The following is a 14,547-nucleotide window of genomic DNA, read 5'->3' on the forward strand; positions in this document are numbered from 1 at the left end:
AAATAATTCTTACCGAAATATTTATAAGACTTTTGTATTCGAACATCTAATAAGCTAATATCGAATATCTATTAAAAATAATGGAAGATAAAAACAATTTTGCTTTCGGTAGAAAGAACTATTTATTAATGTTTCTGGGTCTGGCTTTTTTGGCTGTTGGTTTTTTTACCATGTCTTTAGATTCAGAGCCGTACGGTTTGGGCTTTCTTGGGCTTACGTTGGGTCCTATTCTGGTATTTATTGGCTTTATCATCGAGTTTTTTGCCATTATGGTAAAAGATCGCAAAGACGTTTAAATGACCTGGTGGCATGCTTTTGTGTTGGCCGTAGTAGAGGGCTTAACCGAATTTTTACCTGTTTCCTCTACCGGACATATGATTATTGCTTCCAGCCTGATGGGAATAAGCAAGTTTGAGTTTACGAAAATGTTTACCGTAAATATTCAATTTGGCGCTATTCTGTCGGTTTTGGTTCTTTATTGGAAGCGTTTTTTTCAATCCATTAACTTTTACAAAAAACTGCTTATTGCGTGTTTGCCGGCCTTATTAATTGGCTTTGTCTTAAGCAGCGTTATCGACCAGTTACTCGAAAGCGTTTTAACCGTTGCCATTTCGCTGGTAGTGGGCGGTGTTATTTTGCTTTTTATTGATGATTGGTTTAAAAACGATCCTACGCACACTACGCCTTCTACAAAACAAGCATTTATAATTGGCTTAGCCCAATGTATAGCCATGATTCCGGGTGTTTCGCGCTCAGCTGCTTCTATGATTGGCGGTTTAGCGCAGGGCATTTCGCGCAAAGCTTCGGCCGAATTTTCTTTCTTTCTGGCCATTCCTACCATGCTGGCCGCGGCTACTTATAAATTTATTACCGATTTTCTGCACCTGGATATTAAAGACGACCTGTTGCTGTTTAACCAGCCCAGAATAGAAGCTGCTTTAAACCGGCTCACAATCGAAGATTTAAAAATATTGTTATTTGGGAATGCCGTTGCTTTTGTGGTAGCCATGCTGGCTATTAAATTTTTTATTGGTTTTTTAACCAAATACGGGTTTAAAGTTTTTGGCTATTACCGGATTATTGTGGGCGTTTTAATATTGGTGCTGCTGGCAATGGGCGTGAAACTGGAGGTTGTTTAATGAATATTGATTACGAAAACGGGCAAATACTGCTGGTAAATAAACCCCTTACCTGGACTTCTTTTGATGTGGTGAAGAAGGTGCGGAATATGCTGCGGATAAAGAAAATTGGTCACGCCGGCACTTTAGACCCGCTGGCCGAAGGTTTACTAATTCTCTGCACCGGTAAATTCACCAAGAAAATAGAAGAAATTCAGGCGCAGGAAAAAGAATATACCGGTCATTTTACCTTAGGCCAAACCACGCCCTCCTTCGACCTGGAAACCGAAGTAGACCAAACGCGCGATACAAGCCACATTACCAAAGAAGAAATATTAGCAGCTGCCCGCAGTTTTGAAGGAATAATTGAGCAAACACCGCCTATTTATTCGGCGGTAAAAGTAAACGGCGAGCGGGCTTATACGCTGGCGCGCCGGGGCGATAACGCTGAAATAAAATCAAAACAAATTGAGATAAAATCTTTTGAAATAATAGGCGTTGAACTGCCGTTGGTTTCGTTTCGGGTAATTTGTTCTAAAGGCACGTACATTCGCAGCCTGGCCCGCGACTTTGGCGAAAAATTGGGTTGCGGCGCGCATTTGTCTAAACTGGTCCGGACCCGGATTGGCCCATATGAACTAAGCGAGGCGCTTACCATCGACGATATTTTTCAGCTTCGGAAAAAGCAATTAGAAGATGAAAGTCATTCGTGATTTAGCCGATTTTCCGGTGCTGCCGCACGCGGTGGTTACCAGCGGTACTTTTGATGGCGTGCACCTGGGCCACCAGAAAATAATTGAACGCCTCCTGGAAATAACCCGCGCCACCAACGGTCAAAGCGTGGTAGTTACGTACTGGCCGCATCCCCGGCTGGTACTGCAGGCACAGGACCAATCTTCGCTGCAGTTGCTTTCTACCATTGATGAGCGAATAGAACAACTGGCTACTTTCCCCATCGATTATTTATTAATTATTCCTTTTACCCAAGAATTTGCCGGCTTAACCTCCGAAGCCTATATCCGAAAAATATTGCTGGCTACCATCCAGACCAAAGTATTTGTAATTGGCTACGACCACCGTTTCGGGAAAGGCCGCGAAGGCAGCTTTGCTTATTTGCAGCAACACGCGCCTGCTTTCGGCTTTCAGGTAGAAGAAATTCCGGCCCGCGATATTGATCATGTCGCCGTTAGTTCCACTAAAATCCGGAAGGCCTTGGAAAGCGGCAATATTGCTACTGCCAACGCGTATTTGGAGCGGCCTTACAGTTTATCGGGTACAGTGGTGCGGGGGCGCCAATTAGGCCGTACCATTGGCTACCCCACCGCCAATATTGTAGTTAGTGATCTGCACAAACTTATTCCGGGTCAGGGTATTTACGCCGTACAGGTTAAAGTAAATAATCAGGTTTATGGCGGTATGCTGAGTATTGGCACCAACCCAACCGTAGGCGGCACCGAACAAACCATTGAAGTGAATATTTTCAGTTTTAACCAGGATATTTACGAACAGGAAATTACCATTTATTTTATTGCGTATATTCGGGAAGAAAGAAATTTACCGGGTCTGGAAGCGCTAAAAGAACAATTGCATCAGGATCAGGATTCAGCGTTAGCCTTGCTTAACCAAACCAAATAAGTTATATTACTTTTTTAATCTTCTTAAGCATGATTAATAAAGTAGTTCCCTCCGCCCAGGCGGCCTTGCACGATATTTTTGATGGCGCCACTTTAATGTTAGGTGGTTTTGGCTTATGTGGTATTCCGGAAAATGCCATTGCCGAATTAATCCGGTTAGAAGTTAAAAACCTCACCTGCATTTCCAACAACGCTGGCGTAGACGATTTTGGCTTGGGCTTACTCCTGCAAAAACGGCAAGTTAAAAAAATGATTGCCTCTTATGTTGGCGAAAATGCCGAGTTTGAGCGCCAATTATTATCTGGTGAACTGGAAGTAGATTTAATTCCGCAGGGTACTTTGGCCGAGCGTATCCGGGCCGGTGGCGCCGGTATTCCCGCTTTTTTTACGTCAGCCGGTTACGGTACCGAAGTAGGCGAAGGCAAAGAAGCCCGGGAATTTAACGGCAAAATGTATTTATTGGAATCCTGGCTAAAAGCCGATTTTGCCTTGGTAAAAGCCTGGAAAGGCGACACGGCCGGTAACCTAGTTTACAAAGGCACTGCCCGCAACTTTAATCCCCTGATGGCCACGGCCGGAAAAATTACCATTGCCGAAGTAGAAGAACTCCTGCCCGCCGGTGCCCTCGACCCCAACCAAATCCATACCCCTGGCATATTTGTCCAACGCATCTTCCAAGGCCAGCACTACGAAAAACGCATCGAACAACGTACGGTCAGCTCCGCTTAATGTGTTAATTTTTTAATGTGCTGATGTGCTAATTGGGTTATATGTTGAGATTTCAACAAAAAGGAAAATATATTTATAATAAATGGTTCTTTAAAGCTAAATATCTGATTTTATATGTTACAAATTGGGGTTTAAGGAACTCACTTGTGTCATTCAGGACTATTTGGCTACTTGCAAAATAGTCCTGAATGACAAGTGTGGGTTACTTGAACGCTACCTTAATAATTTACTTTAACATTAAACAGGTTTTTTTGATAATCAGCTCATTTAGAAATTAGCACACTAGCACATTTTCTAATTACCACATTAAAAAATTAGCACTTTAAAAAACATGGCTCTTGATAAACACGGCATTGCAAGGCGCATAGCGCAGGAACTGCAGGACGGTTACTATGTAAACCTGGGAATTGGCATTCCGACCTTGGTAGCTAATTATATTCCGGCGGGCATGAACGTGGTGTTGCAATCGGAAAATGGCTTGCTGGGCATGGGTCCTTTTCCAACCGACGATGCCGTAGACGCAGATTTAATAAATGCCGGTAAGCAAACGGTAACAACTTTACCCGGTTCTTCTTTGTTCAACTCCGCCGAAAGTTTTGCCATGATACGAGGCGAGCATATTGATTTAACCATTCTGGGAGCCATGGAAGTATCGGAGAAGGGAGATATTGCTAACTGGAAAATACCCGGCAAAATGGTGAAAGGCATGGGTGGTGCCATGGATTTGGTAGCTTCGGCGCGCAATATTATTGTGGCCATGCAACATACATCTAAAGACGGACAAAGCAAATTATTACCCGAATGCACCTTGCCTATTACGGGCCTGCGTTGCGTAAAAAAAATTATAACCGATTTAGCGGTACTGGAAATTACGCCCCAAGGATTTAAACTTCTGGAAAGAGCTCCTGGTGTTTCAGTAGCAGAAATACAAAAAGCGACGGCCGGCCAATTAATAATTGAAGGAGCTATTCCGGAGATTACAGTTTAAATATTAACCTTATTAAAAAGCTTTTCCGTTAAAAGCCAAACGCTATTCTGGCCCTAAGAACTTTATTTGCCTAATCTGCTGTTACGGTATAATCAAAATCCTAATTTTGTAAAAAATTCCATCCCTCTAAAATGGCTGATAAGATAAAAGATACTGAACATAAATTAACCCTCCGCCAACTCCGCCTCGCTGATTTTAAAGCTGTTAAATCTATCATGGATACAGTTTACTCAAATTTGGGCGGTTCCTGGACAAAGAAAGAATTTGAAAATCTACTCAACGCTTTTCCGGAAGGACAAATTTGTATTACCGATAAAGGCAAAGTAGTAGCCGGTGCATTAAGTATTATTGTAAAATATTCCGACTACGGCGATAAACATACCTACGACGAAATTGTGGGGAAAGGCGAATTTAACACCCACAACCCAGATGGCGATACGCTTTACGGCGTAGACGTATTTGTGCACCCCGATTACCGCAACCTGCGTTTGGGCCGGCGTTTGTACGATGCCCGGAAAGAAATCTGCGAAAACCTGAACCTACGCGCCATTATTGCCGGCGGCCGCATTCCGGGTTACCAGGAAAACGCCGAAAAAATGTCGCCGAAGAAATACATTGAATTGGTGCGGAATAAGGAAATTTACGATCCTATTCTAACCTTTCAGTTGAGTAACGATTTCCACGTTCGTAAAATATTAAAAGGCTATATGCCCAGCGACCAGGAATCGAAAGCTTACGCGACGCTGCTGGAATGGATAAATGTATATTACGAACCCAGCGAAGATATTATTGGCGTTCAGAAAAAAGTAGTGCGCATAGGCATTGTGCAGTGGCAAATGCGTAGCCTCACCTCTATCGAGGATTTACTGCAACAAATCGAATTCTACGTAGATACGGTTAGTAGTTACAAAGCCGATATTATTATGTTTCCGGAGTTCTTTAATGCGCCGTTAATGGCCTTATCGAACGATCCTTCGCCATCTGCTGCCATCCGTACCCTGGCCGATTATACTGATGAAGTACGCGAGAAAGTCATTCACATGGCACTCTCCTATAACATTAATATTATTGCCGGCAGCATGCCCGAATACAATAATAAGCAGTTGCACAATGTGAGCTATCTCTGCCGGCGCGATGGTACCTGGGACAAGCAATACAAACTGCACGTTACGCCCGACGAAGCGCATTATTGGGGTTTACGCGGTGGCAATAAATTACAGGTTTTCGATACCGACATTGGGAAAATTGGTATTCTGATTTGCTATGACGTGGAATTCCCAGAACTGGCCCGGATGCTGTCGGATATGGACATGAAAGTATTGTTTGTGCCCTACTGGACCGATACCAAAAATGCTTACCTCCGGGTACGGCGCTGCGCCCAGGCTCGCGCCATTGAAAACGAATGTTACGTAGCCATTACCGGCAGCGTAGGTAACTTACCGCGCGTCGAAAACATGGATATTCAGTACTCGCAATCAGCGGTGTTTTCGCCATCGGATTTTGCTTTCCCGCACGATGCCGTGGTAGCTGAAGCTACGCCCAACACCGAAATGACCTTAATTGCCGATTTGGACCTGGACTTACTTAAAGATTTGAATACCGGCGGCAGCGTCCGGAACCTGCGCGACCGCCGGAAAGACCTTTACAGCCTAAGCTGGTTGCTGAAAAAGGAAATTACCGATACTGTTTTTTAATTCTTAATTCCGAAACAACATTTAAGATAAAAGCACCGGGCAGAACCTGGTGCTTTTTTATTGCACTACTGATTTATATAAACAAGTATAATACATTTATAATCAATACAATATTCAACTTTACTGTTTAAAGTAATCTCTTTTATGCTTTTTTTTGAACTGCTCTATTATATTTTTACACCTTAACAAAAATCTAAAAACTAAAGACTTATACTTAACTTTATGGCCAATTTAGGCTAACCATGAGTAAAGATAAACCCGCTATTCCGAAAGGAACCCGTGATTTTAATCCGCAGGTGGTGGTAAAACGAAATTATATTTTTTCGACCATCCGGAAGACCTTTGAAAAATTTGGCTACCAGCCGCTGGAAACACCCGCTATGGAAAATTTATCGGTATTAACCGGTAAATACGGCGAAGAAGGCGACCAGCTTATTTTTAAAATATTAAACTCCGGCGATTACTTAGCTAAAACCGCTGTTACTGATTTTGAGCAAGGCAGCAAAAGTATGCTGCGTAAAATTTCAGAAAAAGCACTTCGCTACGATTTAACGGTGCCGTTTGCCCGCTTTGTGGTGATGAACCGGAACGAAATTACTTTTCCGTTTAAGCGTTATCAAATTCAGCCGGTTTGGCGCGCCGACCGTCCGCAACGCGGCCGTTACCGTGAGTTTTACCAGTGCGATGCCGATGTGGTAGGTACCAAATCGTTGCTCTGCGAAGCCGAAATTGTGCTGATGATTGATGAAGTACTGAGTAACTTAGGCATTACCGATTTTTCTATAAAAATAAACCACCGGGGCATTCTGGCCGGCATTGCCGAAGCAATCGGGCAAAAAGGCCGGGAAGTTGAAATTTGCGTAGCCATAGATAAGCTCGACAAAATTGGCCAGGAAGGCGTAAATAAAGAATTATCTGAACGGGGTGTTAGTGATGATTCAATTGCCGCGCTGCAACCTATTCTTAACCTTAAAGGTGATAGTAACACCTTAATCAGCAGCTTAGATAATATTTTAGAAAATTCCGCTGAAGGTAAACGAGGCTTGGATGAGATAAAAGAGGTATTCAAATATTTATCTAGTTTCCAGGTAAAAAATGCTGCGCTCAATTTAGATATTGCATTAGCTAGAGGCCTCTCCTATTATACTGGTTGTATTTTTGAGGTTAAGGTAAATAACGCAACCATGGGCAGCATTAGCGGCGGTGGCCGTTACGACAACTTAACCGGCATGTTTGGCTTACCAGATGTATCGGGCGTAGGATTTTCGTTTGGTGTGGATCGGATTTACGATGTGATGGAAGAATTAAACTTGTTCCAGGCTTCCAACCAAACCATTACGCAATTATTAATCAGTAACTTCGATAAAGCATCGGAAGAATATTCGCTGCCGCTGTTGCAGCAGTTCCGGAATGCCGGTATTGCCACCGAATTATACCCCGAGGCAGCCAAACTTAAAAAACAAATGACCTACGCCGACCAGAAGAAAATTCCTTTTGTGTTGCTGGTAGGCTCCGAAGAAATGCAAACCGGCTTGCTGCAACTGAAAAATATGCAGACCGGCGAGCAAATGGCAGTTGTTGCCGAAGGTGTAATTGCCAAACTCCTGGAGATTTAAATATGGCCTACAATCTGACTGCCGAACCCCTTGCATTGGAGGACCTGGAGAATATTTATCGCGAAAAATCTTTAATACAGATTTCGCCGGACCTTCTGGAAAAACTAAACAATATCAACACCCCAATAAATAAAACCAACAGCGCTACTGCCGAAGCATTTTTAGCGGCGCATGGTCTAAGCTTCGGACCGGCCGTACCGGAGGAAGTAATCAGGCTGGCTTTGGTGCTGCAATTAAGTACGCTCCTGTTGCCGGCAAATCTTCCGGTGCAATCCGAAACCATACAAAGGCTCTTAGCTTTTTACAACCGCGAAGTGTGGCCGGTAGTGCACGAACAAGGTTTACCGGCTAGTCAGTTAACGCAATTAGGTTTGCCGTTGCTGGGTTTGGGCAAAGTTAGTTTCCAGGGTTACGAGCTGAACGCCGCCGATGTAATGGATATTTTTAGCTGGCAACCGCTTTCGTTGTCTGCCTCCGAAATAAGCAACTTCACCAGCCAAAACACTTTTACTTACGCTTACCTGCTGAACAATTTATTTCGCCTGGCGCCCGTATTAAACTGGCTGGAATATTTAATTGGGGTATTCGACGGAATATCTTCGGACCAACCCGCCTCTTTACCCGCCGATTCGAAAATATTAGATGATAATTTCGAAAATACGCGCACAATAATTCAGCAGAACTACGCCCTCCCTCCTGATAAACAAGATTTACACCAGGTGCGTGATGCCGTTATAGATTTATTACAAAAGCTCATTACCGTAACCACGGCGCTTACCGATTTAACTGCCGAAACTTACGACAACCTGGTTGCTACCTCCGAACCACCAGCTACTTCTAGTTTTGCTTTGGCTTCGGATTTGGTACAATCGCTGCAAAAACAACTTAAACTTACCGGCATTAATCCTACGGATACCATTATTTTAACCAAGGACATGCGGATGCTGCACCAGGCATTATCTGAAGCCATCAACCTAACCGAGCAAATTATTGCCCTTGCTTTCTGGTCGGTAAGCCAAGTTGGTAAAGTTTTTAGTTTAACCCCCGGAAATTTAACTTTAAGCGCATATTACCATTCGGCTTTCTTCGTTCCTAAAGAGGCGGTATCAAACCAGCTACATAAAATAATCGATTTTACCCGGTTAACAACCCCAGCTCCTGTAACTTGAAAAAGTTAGCTTTTTTGGTATTTCTGCTCAGTTGGTCCCCTTTATTATGGGCGCAGGTTAGTTCCTGTCCCGATCAGTTTAAGGCATATAATGCAAGCGGCCAGGAAGTAACCCAGTTTTGCGTCGGTCAGCCCATCCGGTTTAAATCGTGTTTGCCCAATACCCAACCCGACAAAGAATATTACGATTTCGATAAAGGCAATGGGGTTTCTTTTTCTACGGATACCACTAAAATATTTACTTATAACCAACCCGGCACTTACACTGTAACTCAGTTAATTAACACCGGGCAAATTAGTCAGAAAGAAAGAACTTTTGTGGTGGTAAATACGCCGCCGCCGGTATTTACCGTAATCGCCTGTGCCCAAAACCAAGTGCGGGTTAAAATTACCGATACCAACTACAATAATTTTCTGGTTGATTTTGGCGATGGCACCAAGCAGAATCTGAACCGCGGCGCTTCTGCTACCCATCAATACAGCGCGGGTGCGCCGTTAAAAGTAATTGTAACGGCTTCTTATACCGGCGCTACCTGTTCCCGCCAGACCGAAACAACGGTGCAGCCCCTGCCCGCACCTACCGCCCCGGTGCTGGATAATATCCGGATTACTACCCCAGGCACCGCCGGCACATTGGTTTTAAGCATCAAAAACCTGCAACCCGCATATTACTACATTCTGGAACGGGTAGTTGGCGCCAGCACTACCTTAATTGATACCTTGAAAAATCCGGCCAACGCTACTCAAAGCTACAACATCAACAATATTAATACAGCCACTCCAGCTTGTTTCCGGTTACGCACCACGGATAAATGTGGCAGTAATTTAAACGTTACGCTGGCCAATATTTGTAGTCAGCCTTTAACCGCAACGCCAGGCAATAACCAGGTAGTATTAACGTGGCCTTTTTACCGCGAAGCCGGTAACCTGGAGAATTATTTATTATACCGGAACGGCACGCTGTTGCAAACCCTACCCGCCAATATTACTACTTACACCGATAACAATGTGGTTTGCGGCACAAATTACTGCTACCAACTTACGGCAGCCTTAAAAAATAATTATAGTTCGGTTTCCAACGAAGCTTGTGCGGCCGTAACCACCACCAATGCGTTGCAACCGGGCACCTTAAGCAGCACGTTTACCCCCAACAACCAGGTAGCATTAACCTTTAAACCCGGCAACAGCAATCAACCTAAAATTATTACTTACCAAAAAAGCCAGCAAAATTCGCCGTTTACCACCTTCGCTACTTCGGATAAAACTATTTTAACCGATGCAAATGCCGGCACCAATAGTGGCCAGCTTTGTTACCAGGCTTTTTTTGAAGATAACTGCGGCAAAACTTCTGCGGCCAGCAATACCACCTGCCCCGCTATTTTAGCAGCAACCTTAAACCCTAACGGTACCTTAAACCTGAACTGGACCAATTATTTGGGTATGCCCGGTGCGCCGCAGTACGTGTTGGAACGGGTAGCTGCCAACGGCACGGTACTAAGCAGCACACCCGTTACCGGCAATACTTTCAGCCAGAAGATAAATACCGCCGAGCAACAGCAATATTTCCGGATAAAAGCAACCATTGGCAACCAAGCCGAAATATCCTTCTCGAATACTGTGCTTGTGCAGCTGGAAAGTAAATTTTCATTGCCAACCGCTTTTTCGCCGAACGGCGATAACTTAAACGACCGTTTTGAAGTGAAAGGCCAAGTTTACGGTAACTTCCGGCTGCAAATATTAAACCGCTGGGGTCAGATTATTTTCGATAGCTCGAATCAGCAAAATGGCTGGGACGGCAAAATTAAAGGACAAGATGCACCCGTAGGCGTTTACGTTTATTCTTTATCGGCTACCGATAGCACGGGCAAAAATATTACCCAAACCGGTACCCTTACGTTAGTACGGTAAGCAAGCGCCTGTTTTTATTTTTGGTGAATAAGATGCCTTGCTTAATTTTGTATTTTATAATTTAAAGAAGAGCTTTATGTTTGATATGTTTAGCATGATGGGCAAGCTGAAAGAAGTGCAGTCCAAGATGAAGGAAGCCCAGGATAACTTGCAGTTTATAACGGTTACCGCCGAATCGGGCGCCGGCTTGGTAAAAGCCAAAGTAAATGGCCAGCGCAAGCTCATCAGCCTGGAAATAGATGATTCCCTTCTAAATAAAGATGATAAAGAAATGATTTCGGATTTGGTGGTGGCTGCTGTAAACAAAGCTATGGACGAAGCCGGCGAAAAAGCCAAAGACGAAATGAAACGCCAAACTGAAGGTTTGCTGCCAAATATTCCGGGGTTAGACTTAAATAATCTTGGTTTCTGATTCGGCCTCGCGTGTTGCTATTGTTATTTTAAACTGGAACGGCCAGAAATTTCTCCAGCAGTTTCTACCGGTAGTTATTGCGCATTCGCCGGGTTGCCAGGTGGTAGTAGCCGATAATGCCTCTTCCGATAATTCTATTTTATTTTTGCAGAAAGAATTTCCGGAGGTACGGTTAATATTAAATTCGGAAAACCTAGGCTTTTGCGAAGGCTATAACCGGGCTATGCGGCAAGTAAAAGCCCAATATTATGTGCTGCTAAATTCAGATGTTGAGGTAACGCCCAACTGGCTGCAGCCCATAATTACCTTAATGGATGCAGATACCAATATTGCCGCCTGTCAGCCCAAAATAAAATCGTACGCTAAACGCCAATATTTTGAATATGCCGGAGCCGCCGGTGGCTTAATAGATTACCTGGGTTACCCTTTTTGCCGGGGCCGCATTTTCGAAAGCATTGAAGAAGACCACGGCCAGTACAACGATACCAGGCCAATATTTTGGGCAACCGGGGCTTGTTTGTTTATAAGAGCGGAAGCTTACTGGCAAGCCCAGGGTCTGGAACCGGCTTTTTTTGCCCACATGGAAGAAATAGATTTGTGCTGGCGGCTACAATTAATGGGCTACAAAATAATGTATTGCGGCCATAGCGAAATATTCCACGTAGGCGGCGGTACCTTACCCAAAAACAGTCCGCGCAAAACATATTTAAATTTCCGGAACGGGTTGGCTTTGTTGTACAAAAATATTGGGCCGGATAATTTGTACAAAATATTACTTACCCGAATTGTGCTGGACTGGGTAGCTGCTATTAAGTTTTTTCTGACGGGATATCGCCAGGATGCAGCAGCCGTTTTCCGGGCGCACTGGCACTTGTGGCAAAACCGCAAATATTGGCAAAAAAGACGCGCGCAAACTTCCCACGAGCATAAGATTTGCCCGGAACTGATATACCCCAGAAGTTTGGTTGGCGAATATTTTATTAATAACCGAAGAGTTTATCCGCAGTTAAACATCCCAAACCGTGCTGCGTTGCCGGCGTAGGCATTTGCGAATATTCATCCAGAAAGCCAGCATTAAATAAATAATTACCGGCGAACCAAATGTTAGAAAAGACAGGTAAATAAAAGAAAAACGGATACTGCTGGTAGCAAAACCTAGTTTTTCACCGATTTTTGTGCAGACGCCAAAAGCTTGGGACTCCAGGAAGTATTGTAAACGTTCCATACGGTGTAAAAATAATAGTTAATAAAATACAAATGCCAATTAAAAACCGGTATAACTTTAAAATGCCAATTGGTAATTTAATTAATTAAACCAGAACCTGTGCCCCGTATACGATATTTTTTTAAACTGGATATGAAATTACGCTTAGTATATTTTTCTTCTTTGTCGCTTATTTGCAGTGTTTTATTATCGGGTTGTACGCTTTCGCGCCTGGTTAAATTAAGCAAAAAACAACAGGTAACCGTTATTCCGCACCAACTGGAGGTAAGCGGCGATAATATTTTGTTTGAGGTGAAAGCCCAGGTGCCGCTAAAAATGGTGCAGAAAAAAGCTGTTTACGGCCTGGAACTTACTTATAAATACGGCGAGGCGCAGGAAGATGCGGTTGGCCGAATTGCTTTTACGCCCGGCGAATTTGTATACGAAAACGATCGGCCAACGATTACGCGGCAGTTTTCCATCCCGTATACTCCCGAGAAAAACCCCGGCCAGTTACTGATGCAAGGCGTAGCTTCAAATAAAAAGCGGCACGAAAAGCGGACTTCTAAGCAGGAATTAGCCAAAGGCCTGATTACAACTTCTAAATTGGTGGCCCGCAACAACGAAGTAACTTATGAGTTAGATAACTTCGAACCCGAAAAAGAAAGCTTCAACACCTTAACTTTCTACTTCGATAAAGGCCAAACGGCGCTTCGGGATTTTTTAGGAACGAACGTAAGCGTGCTGAACGATTTTATTGAAGCAAATTATAAAACAGAATCCATAGAAATAATTGCGGGCACCTCACCCGAAAAAGAAGAATTGCAAAAGCCCCGATTGGCGGCGCAACGGGTGCAGGTATTACAAAGATTCTACAAGCATAAACTGGATGTAAGCGATTATGTAAATAATACCAAAGCCATTACGTTTAAACCTACTCCGCTCCGGCAAAGCTGGGATTCTTTTATTAAAAAGGTAAAATCTTCGGCCCTCCCGAAAGAAGAAGTAGATAAAATATTGGCCATTGTAAACGGCGAAGGTAGTTTTTTGGAGAAAGAAGAAAAACTGCAACAACTGGAATCGTACGAATACCTGGAACTTTATGTGTACCCTGTTCTGCGGTTTGCCGAAGTAAAAATTGCCTACAGCCCAGTTCTAAAAAAGAATTACGAAATATACCTGCTCTCTAAAAAAATAGTAGAAAAAGCAGCCGATAAAAGTGTACTTACCGACCAAGAACTTCGGTATGCCGCTACCCTCACCCCTTTACTAGCCGAGAAACAAAAAATATACGAAGCGGCTATCCGCACCACCGACCATTGGCAAGCCTACCATAATTTAGGAGTAGTATATTTATTAATGGCGAAGCAGGAGCACCGGCCGCAACTTAAAAATGAGTTGTTAAAAAAATCGGCGCAAAACTTAATATATGCAAGCCACCGCAATCCGGCTGCCCGTACTTTTTACCACGCGGCTTCTGCGCATCATTTGCGAGGTAATGCCTTGGAAGCGTTACAGGCCTACGATTATGCCATTAAATTAGGCGGCAATAAAGAAATCCTGGAAAAAGTTTTTGCTGATAAAGCTGCGCTGGAAATAGAAATCGGGCAAATAGACGATGCCCTCACTAGCCTTCGTTTTGCCGGCACCACCTACCAAAACTACATTAACAAAGGACTCTGCTACATGCTGAAAGAAAATTACGACGATTCGCCGAAGTTTTACGAAGAAGCTTTAAAGTTAAAGCCCAACGATGCCCTGGCTTATTATAGTTTGGCCATTATTGCTGCCCGGGTTAAAGACGAGAACTTAATGGCGGCTCACCTGAAACGGGCCGTACAAGCCGATAAATCTTTTGTGCAACGCGCCATTAATGATCTGGAGTTTCGCCCTTACCTAAAAAAAGATTATTTTCAGGCAGCATTAAAAAGATAAGTTTTATAAACAAGCTTAAGAAAAAGTATTACTTAAACTTTCAGCGGAATTTCTAAGGAAAAAGGCTATTTATTTACATTTTTCATTTTAACTTTGAACACAAATGAAAAATGAGCTAGCCTATTAAGCTGCAAATATTTA

The 14,547-nt window shown here is 43.5% G+C and carries 14 protein-coding genes; 13 read left to right on the plus strand and 1 reads right to left on the minus strand.

Annotation, left to right across the window (positions count from 1 at the left end; genetic code table 11):
- The first annotated feature begins 80 nt into the window (after positions 1-80).
- The 12 genes from F0145_RS13665 to F0145_RS13720 all read left to right on the plus strand — a co-directional run bounded on the left by F0145_RS13665 (position 81) and on the right by F0145_RS13720 (position 12,309).
- Positions 81-296 (plus strand): DUF3098 domain-containing protein, encoded by a 216-nt coding sequence (locus F0145_RS13665; protein ID WP_150088980.1) that lies wholly within the window; start codon positions 81-83, stop codon positions 294-296.
- Entirely contained in the window at positions 297-1,139 is an 843-nt protein-coding gene (locus F0145_RS13670; RefSeq protein WP_150088981.1) for an undecaprenyl-diphosphate phosphatase, read from the plus strand.
- On the plus strand, positions 1,139-1,831 hold the full coding sequence (truB, locus tag F0145_RS13675; RefSeq protein ID WP_150088982.1) for a tRNA pseudouridine(55) synthase TruB: 693 nt from the start codon (positions 1,139-1,141) through the stop codon (positions 1,829-1,831). Before F0145_RS13670 ends, truB begins: the two co-directional genes overlap by 1 nt.
- Positions 1,815-2,753, plus strand: a complete 939-nt coding sequence (locus F0145_RS13680) for a bifunctional riboflavin kinase/FAD synthetase (RefSeq protein WP_150088983.1) — start codon at positions 1,815-1,817, stop codon at positions 2,751-2,753. Before truB ends, F0145_RS13680 begins: the two co-directional genes overlap by 17 nt.
- A gap of 29 nt (positions 2,754-2,782) precedes the next feature.
- A complete protein-coding gene (locus tag F0145_RS13685; RefSeq protein WP_150088984.1) occupies positions 2,783-3,481 on the plus strand; it encodes a CoA transferase subunit A in 699 nt (232 codons plus the stop codon).
- Between the two features lie 331 nt (positions 3,482-3,812).
- Entirely contained in the window at positions 3,813-4,469 is a 657-nt protein-coding gene (locus F0145_RS13690) for a 3-oxoacid CoA-transferase subunit B (RefSeq protein ID WP_150088985.1), read from the plus strand.
- Between the two features lie 131 nt (positions 4,470-4,600).
- Positions 4,601-6,163 carry a bifunctional GNAT family N-acetyltransferase/carbon-nitrogen hydrolase family protein gene (locus F0145_RS13695; RefSeq protein ID WP_150088986.1) on the plus strand — a complete coding sequence of 521 codons (1,563 nt, stop codon included), beginning with the start codon at positions 4,601-4,603 and terminating at the stop codon, positions 6,161-6,163.
- Between the two features lie 242 nt (positions 6,164-6,405).
- On the plus strand, positions 6,406-7,779 hold the full coding sequence (hisS, locus tag F0145_RS13700) for a histidine--tRNA ligase (RefSeq protein WP_150088987.1): 1,374 nt from the start codon (positions 6,406-6,408) through the stop codon (positions 7,777-7,779).
- A 2-nt stretch (positions 7,780-7,781) separates the two neighbouring features.
- A complete protein-coding gene (locus F0145_RS13705) occupies positions 7,782-8,948 on the plus strand; it encodes an aromatic amino acid lyase (RefSeq protein ID WP_150088988.1) in 1,167 nt (388 codons plus the stop codon).
- The gene (locus F0145_RS13710; protein ID WP_150088989.1) at positions 8,945-10,855 is read left to right on the plus strand and encodes a T9SS type B sorting domain-containing protein; all 1,911 of its coding nucleotides are present in this window, start codon (positions 8,945-8,947) and stop codon (positions 10,853-10,855) included. The genes F0145_RS13705 and F0145_RS13710 overlap by 4 nt, the downstream gene beginning before the upstream one ends.
- 76 nt (positions 10,856-10,931) lie before the next feature.
- Complete coding sequence (locus F0145_RS13715) at positions 10,932-11,267, plus strand: YbaB/EbfC family nucleoid-associated protein (protein WP_150088990.1); 336 nt, start codon at positions 10,932-10,934, stop codon at positions 11,265-11,267.
- A complete protein-coding gene (locus F0145_RS13720) occupies positions 11,257-12,309 on the plus strand; it encodes a glycosyltransferase family 2 protein (RefSeq protein ID WP_223816051.1) in 1,053 nt (350 codons plus the stop codon). The genes F0145_RS13715 and F0145_RS13720 overlap by 11 nt, the downstream gene beginning before the upstream one ends.
- On the opposite strand, the gene F0145_RS13725 is transcribed toward F0145_RS13720, so the two are convergent.
- Positions 12,274-12,492 (minus strand): PspC domain-containing protein, encoded by a 219-nt coding sequence (locus tag F0145_RS13725; RefSeq protein WP_150088991.1) that lies wholly within the window; start codon positions 12,490-12,492, stop codon positions 12,274-12,276. The two genes, F0145_RS13720 and F0145_RS13725, sit on opposite strands and share 36 nt — an antisense overlap.
- 132 nt (positions 12,493-12,624) lie before the next feature.
- Between F0145_RS13725 and F0145_RS13730 the strand changes: the two genes are divergently transcribed.
- The gene (locus F0145_RS13730) at positions 12,625-14,406 is read left to right on the plus strand and encodes a tetratricopeptide repeat protein (protein WP_150088992.1); all 1,782 of its coding nucleotides are present in this window, start codon (positions 12,625-12,627) and stop codon (positions 14,404-14,406) included.
- Positions 14,407-14,547 lie beyond the last annotated feature (141 nt).

Origin of the sequence: Adhaeribacter rhizoryzae, from assembly GCF_008629685.1 — a bacterium.
Lineage (GTDB): Bacteria > Bacteroidota > Bacteroidia > Cytophagales > Hymenobacteraceae > Adhaeribacter > Adhaeribacter rhizoryzae.

Excerpts from the sequence above, each read along its gene's own strand:
- F0145_RS13665 (WP_150088980.1), top strand. The coding sequence starts at position 81 with ATGGAAGATAAAAACAATTTTGCTTTCGGTAGAAAGAACTATTTATTA.
- F0145_RS13670 (WP_150088981.1), top strand. The coding sequence starts at position 297 with ATGACCTGGTGGCATGCTTTTGTGTTGGCCGTAGTAGAGGGCTTAACC.
- truB (WP_150088982.1), top strand. The coding sequence starts at position 1,139 with ATGAATATTGATTACGAAAACGGGCAAATACTGCTGGTAAATAAACCC.
- F0145_RS13680 (WP_150088983.1), top strand. The coding sequence starts at position 1,815 with ATGAAAGTCATTCGTGATTTAGCCGATTTTCCGGTGCTGCCGCACGCG.
- F0145_RS13685 (WP_150088984.1), top strand. The coding sequence starts at position 2,783 with ATGATTAATAAAGTAGTTCCCTCCGCCCAGGCGGCCTTGCACGATATT.
- F0145_RS13690 (WP_150088985.1), top strand. The coding sequence starts at position 3,813 with ATGGCTCTTGATAAACACGGCATTGCAAGGCGCATAGCGCAGGAACTG.
- F0145_RS13695 (WP_150088986.1), top strand. The coding sequence starts at position 4,601 with ATGGCTGATAAGATAAAAGATACTGAACATAAATTAACCCTCCGCCAA.
- hisS (WP_150088987.1), top strand. The coding sequence starts at position 6,406 with ATGAGTAAAGATAAACCCGCTATTCCGAAAGGAACCCGTGATTTTAAT.
- F0145_RS13705 (WP_150088988.1), top strand. The coding sequence starts at position 7,782 with ATGGCCTACAATCTGACTGCCGAACCCCTTGCATTGGAGGACCTGGAG.
- F0145_RS13715 (WP_150088990.1), top strand. The coding sequence starts at position 10,932 with ATGTTTGATATGTTTAGCATGATGGGCAAGCTGAAAGAAGTGCAGTCC.
- F0145_RS13725 (WP_150088991.1), bottom strand. The coding sequence starts at position 12,492 with ATGGAACGTTTACAATACTTCCTGGAGTCCCAAGCTTTTGGCGTCTGC.
- F0145_RS13730 (WP_150088992.1), top strand. The coding sequence starts at position 12,625 with ATGAAATTACGCTTAGTATATTTTTCTTCTTTGTCGCTTATTTGCAGT.